18 protein-coding genes are annotated in these 23,295 nt (G+C 61.8%); 15 read left to right on the forward strand and 3 right to left on the reverse strand.

Translation table 11 applies throughout. The annotated features are described in order from the left end of the window. The 3 genes from AC1ECN_RS34280 to AC1ECN_RS34290 all read left to right on the forward strand — a co-directional run. A partial coding sequence (locus tag AC1ECN_RS34280) for a caspase family protein (protein ID WP_477955494.1) occupies positions 1 to 2,266 on the forward strand: 2,266 nt, incomplete at its 5' end. A gap of 24 nt (positions 2,267 to 2,290) precedes the next feature. After that, positions 2,291 to 2,911, forward strand: coding sequence for a tail fiber domain-containing protein (locus AC1ECN_RS34285; RefSeq protein WP_197726614.1), 621 nt, complete (start codon positions 2,291 to 2,293; stop codon positions 2,909 to 2,911). Between the two features lie 17 nt (positions 2,912 to 2,928). Continuing rightward, positions 2,929 to 4,191 carry a methyltransferase family protein gene (locus AC1ECN_RS34290; RefSeq protein WP_130673908.1) on the forward strand — a complete coding sequence of 421 codons (1,263 nt, stop codon included), beginning with the start codon at positions 2,929 to 2,931 and terminating at the stop codon, positions 4,189 to 4,191. 108 nt (positions 4,192 to 4,299) lie between these two features. Here AC1ECN_RS34290 and AC1ECN_RS34295 read toward each other — a convergent pair whose 3' ends face one another. Continuing rightward, a complete protein-coding gene (locus AC1ECN_RS34295; RefSeq protein WP_130673909.1) occupies positions 4,300 to 5,907 on the reverse strand; it encodes an NHL repeat-containing protein in 1,608 nt (535 codons plus the stop codon). A 150-nt stretch (positions 5,908 to 6,057) separates the two neighbouring features. Here AC1ECN_RS34295 and AC1ECN_RS34300 point away from each other — a divergent pair, with 150 nt between their 5' ends. The 11 genes from AC1ECN_RS34300 (at position 6,058) to AC1ECN_RS34350 (ending at position 21,149) form a co-directional block, all read left to right on the forward strand. Then, the gene (locus AC1ECN_RS34300; protein ID WP_018071626.1) at positions 6,058 to 6,648 is read left to right on the forward strand and encodes a hypothetical protein; all 591 of its coding nucleotides are present in this window, start codon (positions 6,058 to 6,060) and stop codon (positions 6,646 to 6,648) included. Between the two features lie 196 nt (positions 6,649 to 6,844). After that, a complete protein-coding gene (locus tag AC1ECN_RS34305; protein WP_130673910.1) occupies positions 6,845 to 7,222 on the forward strand; it encodes a hypothetical protein in 378 nt (125 codons plus the stop codon). Between the two features lie 211 nt (positions 7,223 to 7,433). After that, complete coding sequence (locus AC1ECN_RS34310) at positions 7,434 to 9,371, forward strand: DUF4384 domain-containing protein (RefSeq protein ID WP_130673911.1); 1,938 nt, start codon at positions 7,434 to 7,436, stop codon at positions 9,369 to 9,371. A gap of 22 nt (positions 9,372 to 9,393) precedes the next feature. Further along, positions 9,394 to 11,010: a caspase family protein gene (locus tag AC1ECN_RS34315; protein WP_130673912.1), complete on the forward strand. Its 1,617-nt coding sequence runs from the start codon at positions 9,394 to 9,396 to the stop codon at positions 11,008 to 11,010. Beyond that, entirely contained in the window at positions 11,007 to 13,538 is a 2,532-nt protein-coding gene (locus tag AC1ECN_RS34320) for a trypsin-like serine protease (protein ID WP_130673913.1), read from the forward strand. The genes AC1ECN_RS34315 and AC1ECN_RS34320 overlap by 4 nt, the downstream gene beginning before the upstream one ends. Before the next feature lie 13 nt (positions 13,539 to 13,551). Further along, complete coding sequence (locus AC1ECN_RS34325; protein ID WP_130673914.1) at positions 13,552 to 14,736, forward strand: serpin family protein; 1,185 nt, start codon at positions 13,552 to 13,554, stop codon at positions 14,734 to 14,736. Positions 14,737 to 14,778: 42 nt separating this feature from the next. Beyond that, on the forward strand, positions 14,779 to 17,184 hold the full coding sequence (locus AC1ECN_RS34330) for a protein kinase domain-containing protein (RefSeq protein ID WP_130673915.1): 2,406 nt from the start codon (positions 14,779 to 14,781) through the stop codon (positions 17,182 to 17,184). Positions 17,185 to 17,449: 265 nt separating this feature from the next. After that, positions 17,450 to 17,761, forward strand: a complete 312-nt coding sequence (locus AC1ECN_RS34335; protein ID WP_011655309.1) for a DUF982 domain-containing protein — start codon at positions 17,450 to 17,452, stop codon at positions 17,759 to 17,761. Positions 17,762 to 17,860: 99 nt separating this feature from the next. After that, positions 17,861 to 18,274, forward strand: a complete 414-nt coding sequence (locus AC1ECN_RS34340) for a hypothetical protein (protein WP_245484754.1) — start codon at positions 17,861 to 17,863, stop codon at positions 18,272 to 18,274. Between the two features lie 478 nt (positions 18,275 to 18,752). Then, complete coding sequence (locus tag AC1ECN_RS34345; RefSeq protein WP_477955499.1) at positions 18,753 to 19,718, forward strand: phosphotransferase; 966 nt, start codon at positions 18,753 to 18,755, stop codon at positions 19,716 to 19,718. A gap of 462 nt (positions 19,719 to 20,180) precedes the next feature. Further along, positions 20,181 to 21,149 (forward strand): DMT family transporter, encoded by a 969-nt coding sequence (locus AC1ECN_RS34350; RefSeq protein WP_130673918.1) that lies wholly within the window; start codon positions 20,181 to 20,183, stop codon positions 21,147 to 21,149. A gap of 410 nt (positions 21,150 to 21,559) precedes the next feature. Here AC1ECN_RS34350 and AC1ECN_RS34355 read toward each other — a convergent pair whose 3' ends face one another. Further along, complete coding sequence (locus AC1ECN_RS34355) at positions 21,560 to 21,745, reverse strand: 4-oxalocrotonate tautomerase (RefSeq protein ID WP_003553363.1); 186 nt, start codon at positions 21,743 to 21,745, stop codon at positions 21,560 to 21,562. Between the two features lie 125 nt (positions 21,746 to 21,870). Here AC1ECN_RS34355 and AC1ECN_RS34360 point away from each other — a divergent pair, with 125 nt between their 5' ends. Beyond that, positions 21,871 to 22,755, forward strand: a complete 885-nt coding sequence (locus tag AC1ECN_RS34360) for a LysR family transcriptional regulator (protein ID WP_130673919.1) — start codon at positions 21,871 to 21,873, stop codon at positions 22,753 to 22,755. A 157-nt stretch (positions 22,756 to 22,912) separates the two neighbouring features. Here the strand turns inward: AC1ECN_RS34360 and AC1ECN_RS34365 are convergent. Then, positions 22,913 to 23,295, reverse strand: a 383-nt coding sequence (locus AC1ECN_RS34365) for an SDR family NAD(P)-dependent oxidoreductase (protein WP_477955501.1), incomplete at its 5' end; no start/stop codon positions are given.

Consider the following 23,295-nt stretch of genomic DNA (forward strand, 5'->3'; position numbering starts at 1 on the left):
CTATTATTCGGGCCACGGCATCCAGGTGGGCGGTCAGAATTTCCTTGTACCGGTCGATGCGACACTGGAGACGCCCTATGACGTCGAGACGCAGACCATGCCGCTCGACCTCATTCTAAACCATCTCAAGCAGAATTCGCGGGTGCAACTGATCTTCCTCGACGCCTGCCGCAACAATCCCTTCAACGCCCAGAAGTTCTGGATGGCGGAAAAGCTGGAACCGGTCGGCGCCACACGCGGACTTGCGCGTATCGATAGCGACCTCGGCAGCCTGATCGCCTTTTCCACAGAACCGGGTCAAGTGGCGCTCGATGGCACCGGGGCGCTGAGCCCCTATTCCGAATCCTTCATCAAGCGGGCGAGCGAACCCAACAAGGAAATCCGCCAGGTGCTGACCGACGTGCGCCGTGATGTGATCGCCATGACCGGCGGCAAGCAGGTCCCTTGGGAAAATTCCTCACTGATGGACAGTTTCTATTTCATTCCGGCGCCGCCGCCGCCAAGTGTCGAATCGATGCAGCAGGTAAGCGTGCCGGAGGGTGCGGCCACGACCAAATTGTCGATCGCCCCACCGCATGACGAGACCGGCTCGGCGCTGGTCGTCACTCTCAACCAGCTTCCAAAGACGGGCAAGCTCAGCTTCGACGGCAAGCCGGTCGAGCAGGGCGCGAAGATGCCTGCCGCGGCACTGACGGCGCTGACCTATGATTCATCAGGTGTTGCCGCCGGAACCGTCGGTCTGATCGGCTATACCGTCAGCGACCCCTATGGCCAGGCGACGCAGGGCGTCGTCGCGATCACCGTCTCGGCGGATGCCGGCGCCAAGCTCGCCCAGCTCGAACAGGAAAAGCAGGTGCGGCTCGCCGATGCCGACGCCTATCTGAAAACACTGCCGCGCGACGTGAGCACGACGATCGGCGTCGGCCCTGTTGAAGCCAGCCTGCCGGTCGTGCCGGCATCGGTTGCGGAGATGACCTTCAAGGTCGCGGCGCTGCCCGACAAGGGCACGTTGCGCGCCGGAGACCGGGTGATCGGGCTCGGTCACGTGCTCGAAGCAGCCGATATTCCGGCCCTTTCCTACGAGCCGCAGATCGGCACGGAAAACCAGCCTTACGCCCTGACGCTGCAAGCCGCCAATGACGACCTGCCGCCGGCGACCGTCACCTTCAAACCGGTGCTCGACGCCTGCGACACATCAGCCGCAGCCCCCCTCGACCTGCAGGGCGTGACATCGGGCAAACTGCCGAACGAGATCGACCCGAATGTTGCACTGCCCGCCTGCACGGAGGCAATAAAGGCCTATCCCGAGGTCGAGCGCTTTGTTTATCAGCTCGGCCGAGCCCAGCTTGCCAACCGTGACGCGAAAACAGCTTTTGCGACGATCAAGAAGGCGATGGATGCCGGGCATGTCCGGGCGATCTATGAACTGTCGAGCCTTTACGAGTTCGGCGCCTCTGTCCCACGCGACGCCGCCAAGGCAAGCGAGATCGCCAAGGGTGGTGCGGCCAAGGGTGATCCCTTTGCCCTGCACAGCTACGGCAAGGCCCTCTACTACGGTCGCGGCACCAAGGGCGACCAGCAACTGGGGTTACGCCTGATGCTGCAGGCGGCCGATCTCGGTCATACTTATGCAATGAACGAGCTCGGTTATATCTTCCTGAACGGCATCAACGTTCCGGCCGACCCGGAGCGCGCTATCCGCTTCTACGAAGCCGGCGTCCAGCGCAACGACATCTATTCGCTGAACAATCTTGCACTCGTCTACCGTTTCGGAAAAGGCGCTCCGGAGGATCTCCCGAAAGCGCTCGACCTTTTCACCCGGGCGGCAGAGGGCGGTCAGCCCTATGCCCCAACCAATCTCGGACGCATGTACCGCGACGGCGTCGGCGTTGCCGCGGACAAAGCCGAAGCGGTGAAGTGGCTGGAGATGGGCGCGGAACGCGGCGACTATTGGGGTGCGCTCGACCGCGCCATGCTGGCGAAGGAAGAGGGTGCGGACGCTGACAGCCTTGCAACGGCGGCGCGTTATTTCGCGCTGGCGACCGCCATCAACATGCCGGGCAGCGGCGACCCGAAGAACCAGGCAAAGGCGGCACTCAAGACCTTGCCTAGTGCTGCAAAGAAGAAGGCGGAAAAAACCTTCGTTGCCGAGTTGACCACTCAGGAGCAAAAGGCGCTTCCGAAGACCAAGTCGCTCGACGACAGGCTCGTTCAACTTGCCAAGGCGACATGGGTAAAGCGAAATCCGAGGTACGATCTCTTCTAAAACGGCGGTCTGGGGGCGCCCTACATGAACAGCAAGCTCATCATCCGTATTCTCTTGTGCTCGACATTCATCGCAGGCTCAGGCGCAATCCTGCAGAGCTGCATCTTCGACCCAGGCGCCAGAACACTGTTCGCCACTGAAGAGCCGGCCACGCCTGCCAGGAAACCCACGCCCACCGTCAAAAAAGTGGCGGCAAAGAGCAATCAACCGGCTTTCGCCCGCTCTGAGAACAGTTCCGGTGGGAATTCCAACTCTGGCGGCGGCATGGGCGGTGGCTCTGGCTCTAGCGGTTCTTCTGGTTCGAGCAGTTCCTCGAGCTCCAGCGGGGGCTGGTCCGATCGCCGCTTGAAGACCGATATTCGTCGGCTCGGCACCTCGGCTCAGGGCATACCGGTCTATGCCTTCCGCTACATCTGGGGCGGCCCGATGTTCGTCGGCACGATGGCGCAGGATCTGCTGGCGATCAGGCCCGAGGCAGTTATCGAAACCGAATCGGGTTACTACATGGTCGATTACGACAAGCTCGATATTGCGATGGTCTCGCTGCCGGAAGATGTGTCTCCGCTGACGGATGAAGCAGCGTTGGCGCTTGCAGCGCAGGCGACACGGATACGCTCTCGGGGCTCCGTCCAGCTGGCAATGTGATCGAGAAAGCCGAGCGCGTGCCGATATCGCAGGACAGGGATACCGTGACCGGGAGCCCTCTCGTCAGTCAGGCTGCAACCCTTGTCGGCGTTCTCGTCGGCATTGCGCTGCCGACCTATCTGCAGCTTGAGCCCGGCAAGGCAATGGCGTTTGCGGTGTTCTGCCTTCTCCTGGCGTGGATCGTCGTCGATGGCACGCTCGCTGCTCGTTGGCGATGGGCATCGAGAGCGAGACGAGACGAGGCTCCCGCCATCTTCTGGCGGCGCATCGGAACCAAACTTGTCGGTCTCGCCGCGCTTTTTGGGGTGGTCGTCATCGCCTGCTCGGTCTTTCCGTTTTTCACACAGTCGTCGGCAGTCCAATGGATAATCGAGGCCGGCCACACGACCATCCCGATCTTCATCGCGCTTGCCGGCGCCACCATTCTCTACGTTGTGGTCACCGATCTGGTCGCCGAAGAGCCCGACGATTATCTCAATCAGGTCGGGCGTGCGGTGCTGATGCAGGATTTTCGCGAGGAGGACGCGCTGTTCGCATTGCGCCTGCTCACAATCAAATGCTTCTTTCTCGTGCTGATGTTTTCAGGCGGCATGGCGGCGCTTTCCGATCTCGCCGACAAACCGGCCTGGGCATTTCCTCCGCTCTCGGCTGCCTGGTTCGAAGGCCTGTTGCGGCTTGCCTTTCTTCTCGACACCGTGCTTGCCGCCGGCGGTTATATCGCCACCTTCAAGCTTTTCGGATGGCATGTCAGAGCAACGGAGACGACAGCACTCGGCTGGCTTGTCTGCCTCATCTGCTATGAGCCGTTCTTCCCTGCGATCTCGCACGCCTTCGTGCCTTATGGCGAGGGGCCGGGTTGGGAGACCGTGATCCAGGAAGGTTCGGCAGTCTTCATCCTCTGGAGCATCGCGACGCTGTTTTGCACCGTGATCTATGTCTGGGCGACTGTCGCCTTCGGGCCGCGATTTTCCAACCTTACCCATCGCGGCATCATCACATCAGGCCCCTATCGCTTCATCAAACATCCGGCCTATGTCTCGAAGAACATCGCCTGGTGGCTGTTTGCGGCTCCGAGCTTCATCGCCAGTGGCCTTGCGGAAGGGCTTGCCCGGGCAGGGATGCTGGCGATCGTCAGTCTTATCTACGTCATGCGCGCCCGCGCCGAAGAACGCATGCTGAGCCGGGATCCCGCCTATCGGGACTATGCCGAGAGCGTCGCGGCACACGGGCTTTTGGCAATGGCGAAGCGGCGGTTGGCGTCGACAGCGCCGCGCCTCTGAAAAGACGCGAAAAACACGCTGTAACACTTTGAATTGCTGCATAATTCCTAAAATCGATCCCGATTTAAGGAATTATGCAGTGGGCCGGCGGCGTGAGGCTCCGAGCGTTCAGCCGTCGAGGCCCTTGAAGCGCACCGGCTGGTAGCCGCGCATCAACAGGCTGCCGAGCGAATAGGTATTGCGGCAGACGCGGCCCTTGCAGGCATTCGGCGAGGCCTCCATCACTTCCACCTTGCGGTCGTCGGTGAAGCGCATGAACAACAGCACATGTGATCCCGGCTTGTTCAGCGCGTCGCCCGGCCGCATCGACCAGGGGTCGGAGAGCCGCTTGGTGATCCCGGGGATGGCGCGCGTCGAGACATGCATCTTCAGGCCCCAGGCGTCGCTGACAAAACCGGAGCAGTCGACGCCGAGGACGTTGGATTGCGGCGCGCTCTTGGTGCAGACATTGCCGGCGGTCTGGCCCTTTTCGACGCCGCCGATGAAATTCTCGAGCGGCGTCTTGCAGCCCCAGCAATAGGGAACACCCTTGACCGTCTGGCCGCGCTTACCGATCAGATAGATCGGACGGCGCAGCCGATTCATGTTGACGCAGCCCGGACCCGGATCCCTGCCGTAAGCAGCCGGCGTCACCAGCCAGTTCAGCGTCTCGAAGCCGATGGCCCGCTCGATGACGTCGCTGCGCGATTTCGGCACGATCGCCACTTTCGGCGTCTTGCCGGGCTTACCGGCATTCAACTGTTTCGCGGGCAGGGCGGCGGCGAGCTTGCGGCCGGGCTCCCGGCCGTCGAGCCGCAGCACCTGCGCCCTGCTTTCCTGCGAGCGCAGATAGAGCACGTCGCCGCGCGGGCCGATTGCCACGAAGCGCCTGGAGAACACCGTTCCCGGTTCGATCGGCAGATCGTAGACCCGGTCCATCGCCCCATTCGGCGTGAAGCGCACCACCAGCATGCCGGTGCGCTCGGGCCGGTCGGCAGGCACGAGTTCGACCAGCGCATAGGGCCTGCCTGTCGTGTCGATGTCGAGAAGCTCGACGGTGCCGATGCGGCCTTCCGAGGCGAGCTGCAGCGAGAGGAAATTCTCCTCCGAGCTGCTGCGCCGCAGCAGGATTTCCGCCTTGTCGTTTGCAGCAGCCGAGACCTCGGCGACGATATCGCCGAGCCCGCGGCTCGGCACATACTGAATGACCGGCGGGCGGGCCTCGGGCCGGCTGGTGCTGCGGCCGATCTCGTCGATGATGCTGTTCAGCGGACCGGGCGATACCGAGCCCATCGAGGCGAAGACCGAGCGGGTGTAGTCGTCGGCATCGCCGCCGTCGACGGCGCGCAGCGTCTGCGACCGGCCGTCGGCATCGGTGGAGCGCTCGAGCGGCATGACACCGTCCGACCAGAGGTAGAGTTCGTTGTGGACGACGGCGAGATCCTCCGGCGCGGCATTTTCCGGCAGCGGCAGGATCTCAGGCTCTGCCTGCGAGCGTTCGGCGTCGATGGCGAGCACGCGGCCGTTGTTCTGGTCGAGGATGTAAATGGTGCCGTCGTCACCGACGGTGATCGCCGCCGGCCCGGATGCCTCGACTTCCTCGTTGGAAGAAATGATGCCCACCGAACGAGCGCCGTCGCCGCCGCGAAGCTCTATGATCGTCGTGTCTTTGGCGAAAACCGGCGAGGCGACCGCAAGTGTCGCGGCAAACAAAATATGCGACCCAAAACTACGCATTGCCTCGACCCCCAAGGACCGTCATGCCTTTCAAAAATGGTAGGCTAGATATGACTTCTCAGCAAGCCGTTGCTTTCCAAACGATTTGGAGATCTGCACCGGCGATAGTACAAGAACATCGTCTCGAAGATTTGTCGGCAGGGAATGCTTATGCTGGAATGGAACGGTGACGAACTGGCGCTCGATATAAGCTTGCTGGAGCAGGTTCGCGCGGCAAGGATCAACTTCTCCGATCGCGTCTGCGCGGCCTCGGCCAGCAAGGACGACAAGCATCTGGCGCAGCTGCGCTCGGAGCCGACCTATCTGATGGCCGAGTTCCTCTATTCGATGAAGGTCTTCGGCATCAGCACCGCCGAGGATATCGAACGCTTCGCCGACCTGCACAATGACTATGTGGTTTCGCTCACCCGCGATCCGGCCAAGCTGCAGCGCCTGGGGCTCTCGCAGGATCGGGCGCTCGCCTCGATGTTCACCGCCGACACCAAGCCGCGGCTGATCCAGAACTGGGCGGAGAAAGCCGGCGCGATCGACCAGTCCAATCTCGCCCGTTTCCTGGTCGCCGTGATGTCGAGCGAGACCTGCCGCAAGACGCTGATCGATTTCGAGACGGCGGGCTTCATGCAGCGCAAGCGCTCGCCCTACGGCACCATGGTCGTCTGGTCGACGGGAATGATCGAGGAGATCTTCGGCGAGATGCTGCGCGACCTGCGCCTTAGCCTGCAGCAATTGAAGATCCTCTAATGCATGTCGCCCGGAAGTGTGCAGCGGTTCCGGGTTAACGACATGCATAAAAAAAGGGCGAAAGCGCCTTGGCCAGTCGATTTCAACCCTCCCAATCGATTGGCACTGAGCGCCGTTGCCATCCTTCCGGCCTCTCCCTATTGTCGTGCTGCATGCCCTATTGCGGCGCATCAGGTTGATAACGGATTTGACGACGATGACGAAATCCTGGCTCCTAACCTTGTCGATCGGCCTTCTGCTGGCGCTGCAGATACCCCGGCTTGCCTATTCCGGCCCGGCTGAGGACGCGCTTGCGGCGCGAAACCCGTCGCTGGCAGCGCTGCGCCAACATGACGAAAAGGCCTTTGCTGCGGCGACTGCGATCATCGCCAAACACGAAACCGCCAAGGGGCTGGCACCCGGCGAGGACAAGCTGCCCGACGCGACCTCGCCCGGCCGCGACATGGGTTCAGGCCCCGGCAAGGAATTCACGGTCGACAATCCGGATATTCTCTGGCTCTACAATTCCTCGCCCGAGGGAATGAGCGACCTGATCTCGATTTTGAAATCAGCCGGGCAGAAACCCAAGAACTAACCGCGACCTTGCAGTCGAACGGACTATAAAAGGCGCCGGATATTGCCGAGCGTGAGTCTTGATCACGTCTTTGCCTTGGCGGCTTCTTGCAGGCTCCAAATAATTTGTAACCCTCCCTCAAGCAAGACAGGCAAAGCCATCCCAATTTCGCCGGTCAGTGCTATTCTCATCTTCAACACAGTGTGAGATTGTTCGAAGAGGGGGTTTTCCAATGCCGAACCGCAAAGCCATCCTAGCCGCAGCCACCTTTCTTTCGTTCTTTTCGGTGGTTCCCGCCGTCGAGGCGCAGAACGAACGCACATTGACCGAAGCGCCCGCGCAGACCGGGCCTGTCAGCATCACCTTCGATCGCGCTGAAGCCAAATACGCCATCGGCGAAGTTGTCGGCCTCTTCATCCAATCGACCGAGAACAGCTATGTCACGGTGCTGAACGTCTCGCCGAACGGTTCTGTGGTGAAGCTTTTCCCGAACAAATATCAGACCGACGCGCTCGTTGGCGCCGGCAAGCGCGTGCAGGTGCCGGATCCGGCAAGCGGGGCCAGGCTGCAGGTTTCTGGCCCGGTCGGCCAGGAGCAGATCAAGGTCTTCTATTCCTCCAAGCCGCTGACGATCTTCGCGGATCTCGGCGGCAGCGGCGCCGGCATGTTCCGCTCGATCGACGGCGGCATGGAAGCCGTCTCCCGCAGTCTCGAAGAGGCCCGCAGCGCCGGCACCAAGATCAGCAGCAAGACGCTGACGCTGACGACGGTCGACAGCTTGCCCGCAGCCCCGCCCGTCGCAGCCGCTCCCACGGCAAAACCGGCACCGGTCGAGCAGGCGGCAAAACAGCCGGTCGAATCGACCAAGCCTGCGGTCACGCCGAAGCCAAAGCCGGTGAAGAAGCCGGAAACGGTGGTGGAAAAGCCGAAAAAGGTCGCGCCGAAGCCTGTCGAGCAGGCAACACAACAGCCGCCGAAGAAATACAAGATCGTCACCAATCTGGCGCCCGGCCAGGAGCTTGCCGCCGACGAACTGCAACTGATCGGTCCAGCCGACACCACCTCATCCACCAAGCCGACCCAATATAAACAGCCGACCACGCAGTATAAGCAGCCGACCCAGACGTCCCAGACGAAGATGCCCAAACTGCCGATGCCGCAGATCAAGATGCCGCAATTCAAGCTGCCCGGCGGTTTCAGCATCAAGATGCCGCAGCTGAACCTCGGCCGTTCGGCCGAACCTGGCGAAGCCGCCGGTGCCGGCGAAGAGATCGAGGTGGCAAATGCCGATACGCCGGTTTGCACCGCTCTTCTCGACAAGCTGAACACGGCCGTTGCCGCCAAGGATATCACGGCTGCCGCCGCTGAAGCCGACACGATCGCCGTCAGCGCCGATTGCGGGCAGTTCCAGGTGAATGCCCAGCGCCGCGTCGCAGCCCTCAGGCTTTCCGCCGCCCAGGAGATGATGGCCGCCAACCAGCCGGTCGCCGATTACGAGCCGCTGCTTATCGCCGCCGATAGCCCGCAGGTGCTCTGGCAGGCCTCCGCCACGCTCGGCGAGATCTATTTCTCCGCCCGCCGCTTCGCCGATGCCGCTGCCGACTACCAGCAGGCGATCGAGATCATCAAGAACGAGACCCGCACGCCGAAGGCGCCGCCGGCCGAGACGATCTCCGATCTCATCCAGCGCGCCGCCCAGGCCCGCATCCTTGCCGCCAACCCGACCAGCGACCATCCCGAAGGCAGCTTCGTGCCGGCCGAGAAGGATCACCGCAGCGGCGTGCTCGGCGGCATCTATTCCGAGAATGTGCGCGGCATCGTGCCGGTCTCCATTCCGGTTCCGATCACCTTCGATTTCAACAAGTCGAGCTTCACCTCGATCGGCACCGAAGCCGCTGAGGAACTGCTGGAGGCGCTGAAGGAGCAGAAGCCCGGACGCGTCATCCTCATCGGCCATACCGACCGGCGCGGCGGTGACGACTACAATCAGAAGCTTTCCGAACGCCGCGCCCAGGCCGTCGCCGATTTCCTGAAAAGCAACGGCATCGACGCGACAATCGACGCCGAGGGCCGCGGCGCATCCGAGCCGGTGGACGTGACGGCAACCGCAAACCTCACCGAAGACGACGTCGATGCGCTGAACCGCCGCGTCGAATGGCGCCGCGAATAGCTGGGGCGAGGGGAGGTTGGCCATGTCCGCATCCGTTTGCTTGGCCGCAGCACTTGCCCTCCTCACCATGGCGGCCACCGATAGCCTGGCAAGGGTGATCGAAGCGCCGGAGCGCGGCGCGGTCAGGGCGGTGCTGATCGGCATCGACCTCTACCGCAACGTTCCGCCGCTGCATGGCGCTGTCGCCGATGCCGAGGACCTTTCCCTTTCGCTGCGCTCGGTCGGCGTCGAGGACATGACGCTCTTGAAGAATGGTGCGGCCGACCGCGAGGGCATCTTCCATGCGATCGAGGCCGTCACGGAACGGGCGGGGCCTGGCGACCTCGTCGTGCTCGGCATCGCCGGTCACGGGTCGAGCGAGCCGGAGCGCGTCAAGGGCTCGAAACCGAGCGGCCGCGACGAGGTCTATGTGCTTGCCGGTTTCGACACCCGGCTGCCCGGATCACGGGAACGCATCTTCGGTGACGAGTTCAAGGCGCTGATCCGCAATCTGGAGACCAAGGGCGCCGATGTCGTCTTCATCGCCGATACCTGCCATGCCGGCGGCATGACCCGCGACGTCGATCCGCGCGGCGCCGAGATCACCTGGCGCCAGGCGCCGTCCTATACGATCGAGGAGGACGACCTCGCGCCGATCTCGACGACGGCGGATGCACTGTCCACCGGCTTCGATTTCAAGCGGCTGACCTTTCTTGCCGCCGTCGACGAGAACACCAAGTCGCCCGAGATATCAATTCCCGGAATTCCGCAAAAACGCGGCGCGCTGAGCTATGCCACCGCCCGCGCTTTCGAGGGGGCAGCCGATCGCAACGGCGACGGCGCCGTCAGCCGCCGCGAGCTCTTCGAATATGTGCGCCAGGCGGTCTACCAGTTCACCGACCAGCGGCAGAACATCTTTACCGAAAGTCCGCCGGGAACGGATCTCGATCGCGCCGTTGTCTATAATTACGAAGGGGCGGGAGCGCAGGCGGCGACGGAGAAATCAAACGCTCCGCTGCCTGCCGAGCCCGCGCCGATCAGCGTTGCCGCCCTCGGCTCCGAGCCGGTGCTGCAGGGGATCGATCCTGCCGTCACGCCGTTCAAGCTGACGGAGGGTGCTGATGCCGAACTCGTCTTCGATCCCGAAAAACGCGAGGCGATCGCCGGCGGCGATGTCGTCGCATCCGCCATCGGCGCCGGCGACATGCCTTTCGTCGTCGACCGGATGGCCGCGCTCGATACCCTCAAGCGGCTGTCCGAGACAAACCCGCAAACCGTGCGCGTGACGCCTTCCGACGCCGTCCATCGCGAAGGCGAGCGGGTCGGCGTCACGGTTTCGGATCTATCAGGCCGCAAGCTGGTGCTCTTCGACGTCACCGGCGATGGAACCGTACAGTTCCTCTATCCCAACGAGAGGGAGGTCGATGCTGCGATGTCTCAGACCTTCGATCTCGATCTTTCCGTCGTCGCACCTTTCGGCACGGACCTGCTCGTCGCCGTCACCTCTGAAACCCCGATGCCCGAACTTGTGGAATTCCTGAAGCAGAACGACAGGCGCCGCACCGCCGGCAATATCGCCAAGCGCCTCGGCGAATTCCTTCCCGAGGGCGCACGTGTCGGATTTACGGTCCTCTATACCTCCGCCGGAGCCAAGCTATGAGCACGTCGATCAGCAGGGTCCTCAATATTGCGTCCGTCATGCTGCTTCTGGCTGCCCCGGTGCTGGCGCAGCAGGACACCGATTTTGCCGGCGAGGATGGCGGGCGTGTCATCGGCGGCCAGGCGGCCAAGAAGGGCGAATGGCCCTGGCAGGTGAAGATCCTGGCGCCTGATCCCGAACAGCGAGGCCGCTTCGGCGGCCATTGCGGCGGCTCGCTGATCGCACCGCGCTGGATATTGACGGCCGCCCATTGCGTCACCAGCGGCCGCTCCGGCAAGCAGGATCTCTTCGCCCGCGATCTGCTGATCGTCGAGGGCAAGTCGAAGATCGACAAGGTGATCTCCGTCGACGGGCCCGAGAAGCCGGGCCTTGCCGTCGAAGACGTAATCATCCATGAAGATTTCGACCGCAAGGTCTTCGCCAACGACATCGCCCTCATTAAGCTGAGCGAACCCGCCAAATCGAAGCCGGCGATCCTTGCCTCGGCCTCGGATGACGAAGTGGAGGCCGCCGGCCACCCGGCCGTCGTTACCGGCTGGGGTTACACCAAGGCCGATCACGGCTGGGACGACAAATACCTGCCGACCGAGTTGCAGGAAGTCGAGCTGCCGATCGTCCCGCGCGAGGACTGCCGCGCCGCCTATCGCGACAGCTCGATGCGGATGAACCCGATCGACGAGCGCAATGTCTGCGCAGGCTACGCCGAGGGCGGCAAGGATGCCTGCCAAGGCGACAGCGGCGGACCGCTCGTCGCCCAGCGTCCCGACAAGCGCTGGATCCAACTCGGCATCGTCAGCTGGGGTGCCGGCTGCGCCGAGGCCGAACATTACGGTGTCTATACCCGTGTTGCCGCCTTCCGCGACTGGATCGCCGCAAAGACCGACGGCGACGTGCCGAATGTTGAAGGGCCTGCTGCCGACGATCAGGTCGCCTCCACCACGAGCGGTGGCGGGACGAAGCAGAGGCAGTCCGGGCAGGAAGAGGCCAATCTCGCCATCACCACCCCACCCGCCGGCGATACCGCGCCTGCCGGCACGACCGAAACACCTGCTGCCGACACGCCCACTGGCGATACTCCGCCGGCTGACAAGCCCGTCGCTGACGAGCCCGCCGCGCAGCCGCAGGTCGTCCAGACGCCGGTGATCGAAAGCTCGCCTGGCGACCGCGCGCTGTTGATCGGCATCGACGACTACGAGATGCGCGAGGCCAAACTGACCGGTTCCGCCACCGATGTGAAAGCCATGCAGGTCTTCCTCGCCAAGACGCTCGCCTACCGCCCGGAGCAGATCCACACGCTGACCAACCGCAAGGCGACCCGCGAAGCGATCCTTGCCGAGGTCGACGACTGGCTGGTGCGCCAGTCGACGCCCGGAAGCCGCGTCTTCCTCTATTTCAGCGGCCAGGGTTCGGAAGAAATGGGCGCCGAGGAAACGACCAGCCCGACACTGGTGGCCGTCGATGCCAAGCTGGTGCGCGAGGCCGGCAAGGTGACCGTCACCAACCAGATCCGCGAAACCGAGATCGCCGCACGGCTGAACAGCCTCAAGGATCGCCGCGTCACACTGCTGATCGATGCCTGCCATGTCGGGCCCGGCAGCCGCAGCGCGGTGGCAGCGCCCTCCGGCACGGTGCGGTGCCTCGGCCCGGCGCTGGCAGCGCTCGAACCGCCGAACAAGTCAGGCAAGGAAGCGAAATTCTCCTTCGGCGGCGAAAGCGCCATGGTCTGGTCGGCCGTCAACGCAGGGCAGTGGGCCCTTGTCGATCGCGAGGCCAATCCGCCGGTCGGCGTCTTCACCCGCCGCTTCATCGAAGGCGTGCAGGATGGCGTGGCACGCGCCGCCGACAAGCCGAATGTCAGCAATGCCGCGCTTCTCGATTATGTCCGGCGCAAATCCGACGAATATTGCCGGACGCATGCTGAGGATTGTCGCTTCACGCCGGTGCCGCAATTTTACGGCCGGCCGGATGCGCTCGGCCGGGATGTCATCACCGGCGAGGAGGCGAAGACGCCGGTCGCCGCCGTCGAAAACACGCTGAAGAGCGACAACGAGGCCGGCGTTGCCGTCGACGTGCTGCCCGGCACCGCGGTCAGCATCGGCGACAAGGTGGCGATGCGCGTCTCCACCAAGAAGTCAGGTTACCTGATCCTGGTCGATATCGACGCCTCCGGCAAGCTGACGCAGCTTTACCCGAACAAGCGCTCCATGGGCCTGAAACCGACCGCCAAAAGCGGCGATAACCGGCTCGATCCGGCCCGGCCGGTCGTGGTGCCCGACGCACGCAATCCCTATACCGGCTTCGAATATGTGGTGGAGGGACCGGCAGGCGTCGGCATGGTCGTTGCCATCCTCAGCGACAAGCCGATCGAAGTGCTCGATCTGCCCGATGTGCCGACGCCGCTCGTCGGCCAGCGCGCCGCCTTCAACTATGTCTACGATCTCGCCCGAAGCCTCAGGATCGTCGGCGACGACGAGACCGGCGCCCAAGGCAAATGGTCGTTCGATTCCAAATTCTATCGCGTCCGCTGAACAGGAGCGAACCATGCCGAAATCCACTCTGCTGGCGGGTCTTGCCGCTTCCCTGATAACGCTTGCCCCGGCCGCCCATGCCGGCAACCCCGGCGACAGCAAGGCGATGCTTGCCGCACAAGCCGGGCTTGCCGCCGAACTCATCGACCGCAGCCTGGCAAAGGAGGGTGCTGCCAATATCATGGTGTCGCCGGCAAGCCTTGCCGCAGCACTCGGTCTCGCAAGCCTCGGCGCTTCTGAAGAGGGCAAAGCGTCGATCGCCAAGGGCCTCGGCTTCGGCGGCGCGGTGAAGGGACCGGAGACGGCGCTCGAGGCGATGTCCCCGGAAAAGCCGGCAGCGGCGGATGCGCCTTTGGCGACGGCGGTCGCGATCGTCTTCGACGACAAGCTGGTGCTCGTTCCCGATGCGCTCTCCATGCTCGCCGGCCACCGCATCAAGCCTTCGATCGAGGATCTCGACGGACCGAAATCGGTCGAGCACATCAACGGCTGGGTCAAGGACGCCACGAGGGGCGCCATTCCGTCAATCCTCGACGCACCGCCCGGCGGCGGCTTCGTCAGCCTCGGCGCGCTTTCCTTCAAGGCGCGCTGGAAGACCTCCTTCGAGAAGGAGAGCCCGGCAAGCCCCTTTCAGCGGCCGGATGGCTCGACGATTTCGGTGCCGATGATGCATCTTGCCGGCGACGGACAGAGGTTCCGCTCCGACGAGAAATTCTCGGCCGTCGATCTCGCCTATGCCGGCGAGGGCTACAGCATGGTCGTGGTGGCGGAGCGATCCGGCAAGGGTGTGGGTGGCGCGGACCTGAAGGCGCTTGCCTCCTGGCTTCAGGGCGAGAAATTCGAAGCTGCCAAGGGCGAAATCTTCCTGCCCCGCTTTTCCCTGAACGACGGGCGTGATTTGATGCCGGTACTCAATGCGATGGGAGTGGCGCCCGAGAAGGCCAAGGATGCGGGGTTCCCGGGTTTTACCAAGGAAAACATCCGCTTGTCGCGCGTCCTGCAGAAGACGATGATCAAGGTTGACGAAAACGGGACGGAGGCGGCGGCATCCACAGCTGTTATCACGGAACGCAGCATCGATCCGAAGCTTGTTCGCGTGGTCGCCGATGCCCGTTTTGCCTTTGCGCTTCGCGATACGAGAAGCGGCCTGCTGCTGGCCGCAGGCCTTATCGGTGATCCATTACTGGCAGGCGAATAGAATTCGGTTTCATGAATGTAATGAATGCAGGGGGACACGTGCATGAGAAGTGATCTGATCGCCCGCTACACGATCGGCGAGCCGATCTATGAAAACGAGTTCATCGTCTATCCCGCTCAGGACAAGCGGATGGACCATGCGGTCTTCATCGTCACGCCCGATGTGGCGCTGAAACTGGACAAGGCTCGTTTCGAGCGGGTCTGGACCTCCATCAACGAGGCCAAATCTCTCACCGCGCGACGCTTCGTCGAAATCGAAGACCTCATTCCGCCATCGCCGGAAGACGACAATTTTTATATCGTCGAGAAGCGGCCATCGAAAACGCTGCACCAATATCTCGACGAAACGGAAATGGTGGCTTACGAGCGCGCCGTCGAGATCGGCCGCCACATCCTCGAGGGGCTGGCGACGCTGCATGGCGCGGGTTATGCCCACAACGCGCTGACGGACCAGTGCATCTATGTCTCCGAGGACTATTCCGGCCTGTCGGTCCGGATCGGCAACCTGCACCTAATCTCGAAGATCGGCGAGCACATCATCCCGCCCTATGTGCCGGAATTCGGGGCGCCGGAAATCTATGCCAGCGGCACTTTCTCCGCCTCATCGGCGCTCGACATCTATGCCATGGGCATGATCGCCTACAAGCTCTTCCTGCCGCGGCAGACTTATGCCAGCGTCTTCGACAGCGTCATGGTCTGGGAAGACGAGCACCAGCGCGAGCAGAGCTGGAAGAACATCCATCTCGACCCTTCCAACGTCTTTCCCCGCCTGGACGTGCTGATCCCCGGTTTTCCCGAGGGCCTTGCAAGCCTTGTGGAAAGGATGCTGAGCCGCGACCCGGCCCAGCGACCGCGCATGGGCGCCGATGCGCTGGGCGAATTCGCCCGGGTGACCACGGGCATCCAGCCGATGTCGTGGGATCCGCGCGGCGGCATGCAACAGCAGCAGGAGGCGCCGAAACCGAAAAAGTGGACGCTTGCCAAGCTCTCCATGATCGGCGCACTGCTCCTGATCTGCATCGGCGTCGGTGTCGTCACCATTCCGAAACTTCTTCGCCCGGATCCGAAGCTTGTCGCCGATGTCGGCACCTGGAAGAAGGAGGCCGAAAGCCGCAAGCAGAAGGCGATCGCCGCCAAGGCGCCGGAGCGCCCTTCCGGTGACCAGGCAAAGCTTGCTTATGATACGGGTGCCGCGGCGCTGACGTCTGCCGATGCACTGCTCAAGGACGAAGATTACGAAAAGGCGCTTCCGGGTTTCCAGACGGCCGCCATCAATCTCGGCAATGCGCTGATCGGCATCTCGAAAGAGAATGCCGAGAAGGCGAAGGCTGCCGCGTCTGCCGCAGGCGGCGACAAGGCGCCAGGCTTTGCCGAGGCCGACGCCAAGATGAAGACTGCCGCCGACGCCGCCACATCAAAGCAGATGCATGCTGCGGTCGATGCCTACGACGCATCGAAAACGACGTTTGACGATCTCGCCAAGGCGCTCACCGCACTGGCTGCAGCCGAAAAGGACGCGACGGCAAAACGCGAAACAGTCGATCGCATCGGCGCCGGTGATAGCCCCGACGTCAAAAAGGCGAGCGGGCTGATGACGGATGCCAACGCCAAGGCCGAGCAATGGCAGATGCCGGCCGCGACGTCTGGCTATGGCGACGCCGCCAAACTGTTCGACGCCGTCATCGCCGACGTCATGGCGGCGAAGGACGAGGCGACGGCGCTGAAGCAGAAAGTCACCGATCTCAGCGCCTCGATCGCGACACGCGCAGGTGCTGCGGAGCCGACGCTTGCAGCCCTCGCCCCGAAGATCGGCGAAGCCGACGGCCGCTACAGCGCGGAGGCCTATAAGCTGGCGATCGTTGCCTACCAGCCGATCCTTGCCGATCTCGAGGCGTTGTCGGCGCGCGGCTTCTGCCCGGTTTCGCAGACGCTTGCCTTCGAGACCGTCCCGGCCGGCAGTTATTCGTTGGAGAACGTCCGGCTGATGACCTCCTCGATGAAGGAGCTCGGCGGCATGCTTGGCGTTGCCAATGACGCCGTGAAGATCGACAAGTCCTTCTGCATGCAGACGAAGGCCGTCACCCGTGCGGAGATGGCGGAATATTACACCGCCAATGCCGATCCCGCCGCAGCAAAGGCCTATGCCGACAATCCGCAGCAGCCTGCCGACGACGTGCCGCTTGCCGTGGCGCAGAACTATACGGCCTGGCTGTCGAAGCGGTTGAACGCGCCGGTCCACCTGCCGTCGGCGACGGAATGGATGGCAAGTGCGGCGAAGATCACACCGGAGAAACTGCCCGACAATGGCGATATCATCCTGCAATGGAGCGCCACTCCCTGCGAGGCCGGCGGCAATGTCGCCTTCATGGCGCAAGAGGGCTCGACCTTCGTCGTCTGCTCGGACGCCTCCGCCGGCGGCATCTTCCGCGTCACCGCCGAATTGCGGTGAGCGCGAAACGTGGCACCGAATAGGGAAGCGTGCGCCGCTGATAACGGGGCGGGTAGTCGCTGCGAACCCGAAATGCGTCCATCGGTGCGACATTTCGACGGAGCGCAGGGTGCTCCGACATAAGGTTCCAGGGCGCTCTTTCTTCTTCATCCGGCAGCTCGCGTTCAAGCCGCACACCTCAACACTTTTCAATTCCAAATTACAAATTACGCGCGTATATTGAACGTGGGAACTGCGGTATCCGTGCCTTGAGGGGTCGAGGACAATGTGCTGGAATACATCATCAGCATTCACGCCGGTTGGGTTTGCTTTGCGAGGCCCGGCGTCTCGCAAGATCGTATGGACGCTGGGCGACGCGGCGCGTCTCCTGATCAACGACTGGCCTTGCGATGACGGCGAGGAATATGTGGCTGCCGTCAAAGCCTGCGTCGACGCATTGAGCGGGAAGATTGCCCCGGAACAATTTCGGGAAGCGCTTCTGCGTGCAGCCGATGAGGCAGGCATCGCTGCTCTATCGCTCGTCCGGCAGGGAGTTGGGGAGCGACGACCGGACCTGCCATCAAGCGCGCAAAGATAGAGGGGCTACTCGCCTTTCGTCGTGACGTTTGCACCAATTGCGGTCATCACTTTGCGTGGCTATGTCACTGCGACGGCACTCGATACGAGCAGCATTTTCATGAAGTACATTCCGCTAGACGTTGGCATTTCCATCCATGCTAGTGCAAGCGACCTACGTTCCTTTAGCTGGCGGACTGGCCAACGCGTCGAAGCAAGTTTCTACGTCGATGATCCCGAGCATCTGTTGAGGATTACGTTTGATGGCCCCTGTATTGTGCGAATTGTGGATGAGTTTCCGCTGAGCACAGAGCACGAGGATGACCCTGCCGAGGGATTAATTAGCGAGCATTTCGCATACCGCGTTGAAGGAGCGACGTTCTACACGTCTCAATCTGAAACTTGGAAAACGGTGGTTAGCATCCAAGTCGGTCCGACTTGCCATTATCGCTTCATTACCGGCAACACATGCATGGACGTCGTGACCCCAGCAAAACCAGTGTTCACCGTCATTGCAACCGAAACAGAAGCATGACCATTTACGCTGAAGCCGCCGTCCGCGATGCGCCGAAGGTTGTCCTGCCTTTCCGGCGGCTGTAGTGTTTCCGTCGATCGTCGCGAGTTTTTCGGGTCCGTTGGTGCGCAACCAGCGTACCCTCGGCTTCGGCGATTGTGGGAAGGGGCGCTCCGTCCGAAGAACATGAAACGCGCCGCAATTCTCGTCGGGGCAGCCACACGAAACAACATCGACGTGATAGCGAGTTTTCCCTGCTCGCTTTTGTTGCGCGTTCATTTGCTCGTCGCTTTTAATTGTGTCTGCGATAGCGCCGCGTCTTAAAAACTTTCAGGTCATAGCACGCACCAGCAGGTATCTTCTCGACAGAAGTGCACCATGGCCGTGAGCCAATCCGCTTAGCGCCCACTGCGGACCAGCGCTTTGGCAGGAACGCGCCAATTGCGGTCATTGTCTCGTCCCTGTAGCCTCCCAGTAGTGCGATATTGGATCTGTATTAATGAATAAAGTGATTTTGAACGCCGATGGCATCACGCCTCAATGGCTGAGCGAGGTGCTTCAAAAGGATGTTTCCTCGTTGAAAATGAGCATCGAGAGCAGCAGTTGGTCGAGCCAAGTTCCGTTGACGGTGAATTTTCGCGACGGAAGCACGGCTTCACTTCGGGTCAAAATATGCGCAGGTCCGTCATTCGGCGCTTCGGAGGTCAACTATTATACCCGCGATTATATCTCGATGACTAATGCGCCTCTTGTGAAATGTTGGAATGCTGAATTTGAAACTCAGGTCGGCTATCATTTGTTGTTAGATGATTTGGCAAAAACCCACACCAATCGTAGAGATGTGCAGCCAAGCCGCCCATATGGGCTTGCAGTGGCGAAAGCACTGGGTCGCTTGCATAAGTATCACTGGGAGTCCCAGTCAGTCCCCGCACAAAGGGCTGTCGACCGGTACTTTCAAGAATTTCGCCCCGGCATTGCCGCTCTGAAGAGCATCTCTGGGCACGACCTCTTCGGAGAAGCCTCCGAAATCGAAATGCGGGTGCGCGATCGTTTGACGAACCCGCGTGGAATGAGCCTACTTCATGGCGACCTGAATTCGATGAACATTCTGACGCCAAAGGGCAATGATAGTCCTGTCTACTTCATTGATCGCCAGCCGTTTGATTGGTCGTTGACGTATGCTGTAGCCATACACGATCTCGCCTACTTTCTGGTGTTGTGGTGGCCTGAGGACATCAGGACCGCACATGAGGCAGAGATCGTCCGATGCTGGCATAGAGAGGTGGGGGATGCCACCTATCAGTGGGAACAAGCTCTATCCGACTGGAAGATTGCTGTGCGTCAATGTTTGCATGTCCCACTTGAATGGTGTTCGAAACCCGAAACAGTGGAAAAAATGCGCTGGTTGTGGGAGTTGCAACTGAATCGTGTTTCGTCTGCCGTAGCTAGTGCCGACTACATCTAGGATATTTTTGAAGGTCAACGCGGGTTGAATGCTGGCACACGTCGCGCCAGGCGTACGATTTCCGAACTCATGTCTTCAGTGCCCAGATAGATACCGACCTGATCCGACATGTCCGCAAAGGGCCGAACTCAGCGATCGCTCAGATGCACCAAAAGGCAAATTCCCGGCGAAGCGGCTGCCGACATGCTTGGGGGCGTTGAAGTTGCAGCCATTAAAGTCAACCAGTCGCCCGCCCCGGTCGGCAAGGGAGCCGCGTGCCGGCTCCCGCGATGCAGCACCGTTTCACGATCCGGGTGATGCGTATCGAGAGGCTGGTTCTCATTTTCGCCGGCTACCGACCAGAGCGCGTAGCCGGTAATTTTTCCCCCCATTCGATCAAGCATTTCGCTTGATCGCCAAACGGCACACTCGGTGTCACGGAGACCCAGGGCTCGGTGACGCAACTTCAAAAGGGTGAACATTATGGACAGACTTTTCTATGTTGGCGTGTCGGCCGCTCTCTTTGCGGCCTTTGCCTTTTCGCTCAACTTCGTCGTGCCCTTCATCATCGGTGACTATTCCACCTTTGATTTTGCCCTCATCCGTCACGTCGTCTCGGCACTCGCCGGGCTTTACATTCTGTTTTCCGAGAAGGGTGTCATGCGCCAACTCACGCTTCGAAACTGCCTGCAAGCCATCTGGCTCGCCTTCGTCGGCTATGTCGGCTACTTCCTGACAGTGACGGGAGCGGCCCTCTTTGCCGGCCCAGTCATCGCTCCGGCCTTTCTCGGGCTGGTACCAATCGTATTGATGGTCATTGGCAATCAGGGTCAGGCATCATTGCCATGGCGATCCCTCATGGTGCCTCTGGCACTGGTGCTGGTCGGCCTTGTTCTCGTCAATGGCACGGCATTCACGGCCGAAGGACTGGACTCGGTGCAATCATTGTGGATTGGCGTGCCGCTGGCGCTTGCTGCCGTGGGCCTTTGGGTCTGGTTCGCGCTTTCCAATCAGGCAGCACTCGCCGCACGGCCGGACATGCCCTCCGGCGTGTGGTCGGCGCTGATACTGGTTGGCGGCGGCGTCTTGATGCTGGCCTTCTATCCCATCGGTGCCGCGATGGACCTCTTCCGGCTTCCTACATTGGGTTTCGGCTGGAGCACTGCCGGCAACCTCTATGTCTGGGGCACAACTCTCGCGCTACTGGCCACCGTGGGCGGCGTCTGGGCCTGGAATATTGCCTCACGCAGCCTGCCGGTTGCCTTGGCCGCGCAATTGATCGTCTCAGAGACTGCCTTCGGCGTGATCGGCGGACTTGTCGTGCAAGCGCGCTGGCCAACGCCGATCGAAGTCGCCGGGGTTGTTGTCCTGATCGCCGGCGTCGTTCTGTCGATTCGGATTTTCTATGATCGCCAATTTGCATCTGGAAAGACATTGCTTGCGAACGAGTGACACGCTGGACACAGGCCAAAAAGCAGGCGCAGGCATCGGAGATGCAATCACGTTCAACGTAAAATCCGCTTTTGACGCAACCATGCCGCCTCGCCAGTCCAATGCGTTGTCCGCTTTCAAGCCGCCGCTTGGCTGGGCTCTACGACTGATATGAGGGCGCAAAGCAGCCTTATCCTTCGACGACGAAAAAATTCGCTTAGGGCCGAACTCTGCCACGGCTCAGATGCACCAAAAGGCAAATTCCCCGATGAAGTCGGCTGCCCAAAGGCTTGCGTGCGGTGTTGTTGCGGCGGCCAGTAAAATCAACCGGCCGCCCTTCACTTTCAGCACGGGAGCCGAAGGCCGGCTCCCTGTCCTTACCATGGCGGCGGCGGCCCGCAGCTCGAGCCTTCGGCGCAGCGGGTCGTCTCTCAGGCTTCGGATTTCAGCTTGCCACCGACCGCCCAGGAGTCCTTGGCGATCTCCGTTATCAGGATTTCCAGCGATTCCGGCGGGCACGCCAGGGTTTCGACGGCGGCCTTGGTGGCCTCGCGGGCGAAGGCGCGTTTCTGGTCGTCGGTGCGGCCGGGATGCATCTGCAGGTGAAGAATGGGCATGGTTTCTCCTTGGTCAGGTTGGTGATGTCCGTCGTCTTGGCGCGGGCGTGACGACCATGTTGTAAATTCCCTGGTTGATAAATAAGCTGTTGGTATCGTCATTCGAAACCAACAGGTAGGCAATTGTGGACAAGCTGGCCGGCATGGCGATGTTCGTCAGGGTCATCGACAACGGCAGTTTCGCGGCGGCCGCGGAGATCGCGCAAGTGTCGCCTGCCATGGTTGCCAAGCACATCAAGACGATTGAGACCCGGCTCGGGGCGAAGCTGATCCATCGCACCACGCGACGCCATCAGCTGACAGAGGTTGGCCAGCTCTATTACGAGCGCTGCAAGCGCGCCCTTTCCGAAGTGGCGCTGGCCGAGGCTTCGGCGAGCGAGCTGCAATCGGCGCCGCGCGGCAGCCTTCGGTTGGTGGCACCCGTCAGCTTCGGGACGCAGGTCCTGGTGCCGGCGCTGATCGATTACCAGAACGCCTATCCCGACGTCAGCGTCGAGCTATCGCTCGACAACAATGTCCATGACCTCGTCGGCGAGAGGTTCGAGCTAGGTATCCACATCGGTCCGCTCTCGGACAGCAGCCTCGTCGCCCGCCCGCTCACGCCCTACCGGCGGATTCTCGCTGCCTCGCCGGACTATCTTGCCCGCCATGGCCGGCCGGCCTCGCCGGAGGATCTGACGAACCATCTCTGCCTCGGCCACTCCTATTGGCGCACGCAGGATCACTGGCACCTGGTCGGGCCGGGGGGCGAAATGCGTGATGTGTTGATTTCCGGAAAATTCTCGACCAACCAGGGGGCGGCGCTGCGTATGGCAGCGCTCAGCGGCGCGGGAATTGCGCTTCAGCCGGAACTGCTGCTCGCCGCCGATATCGCCGAAGGACGGCTTGAGCAGGTGCTGCCGGAATGGTCCTACAAGCCTGTACCGATGTCCCTCGTCTATGCGCCGAACCGGCGGCCGACAGCGATGTTGCGGACGGTGATAGATTTCCTGGCGGAACGGTTTGGCTGACAACGCTCGGTCGAGGCCGACGGCCGCTACACCACGGAAGCCATAAGCTGGCGATCATTGCCTATCAGTCGATCCTTGCCGATCTCGAGGCGCCCGCTCGTCCGCTTCGGGCCGAAAGCGGCGGATGATCTTGCGCTGCTGTCCAGCAGCCTCGGCCTTAAGCGACGGACCATCCACCGTCCACCAGCAGGTTCGCGCCGGTGATCAGGCTCGCAGCCGGCGATGCTAGGAAGACCACGGCACCCACCACATCGTCGGTTTCACCGATCCGGCCGAGTGGAATGTGACCGATCGTCGCTTTGCGATTGTCGGCATCGGATAGAAAAGGTGCTGTACCATCCGTGTGGATGAACGTCGGCGATACGGTGTTTACAGTGACATTATAGGGTGCCCATTCGGCTGCAAGGCAGCGCGTGAGGTGATTGATTGCCGCCTTGCTCATGCAATAGATTGCCTCGCCGCGCAGTGCCACGGTGCCGGCCTGTGAGCTGATGTTGATGATCCGGCCCCCATTGCGTTTGATCATGTGACGCCCGACTG

It is taken from the genome of Rhizobium sp. 01N447_2 (genome assembly GCF_056399245.1).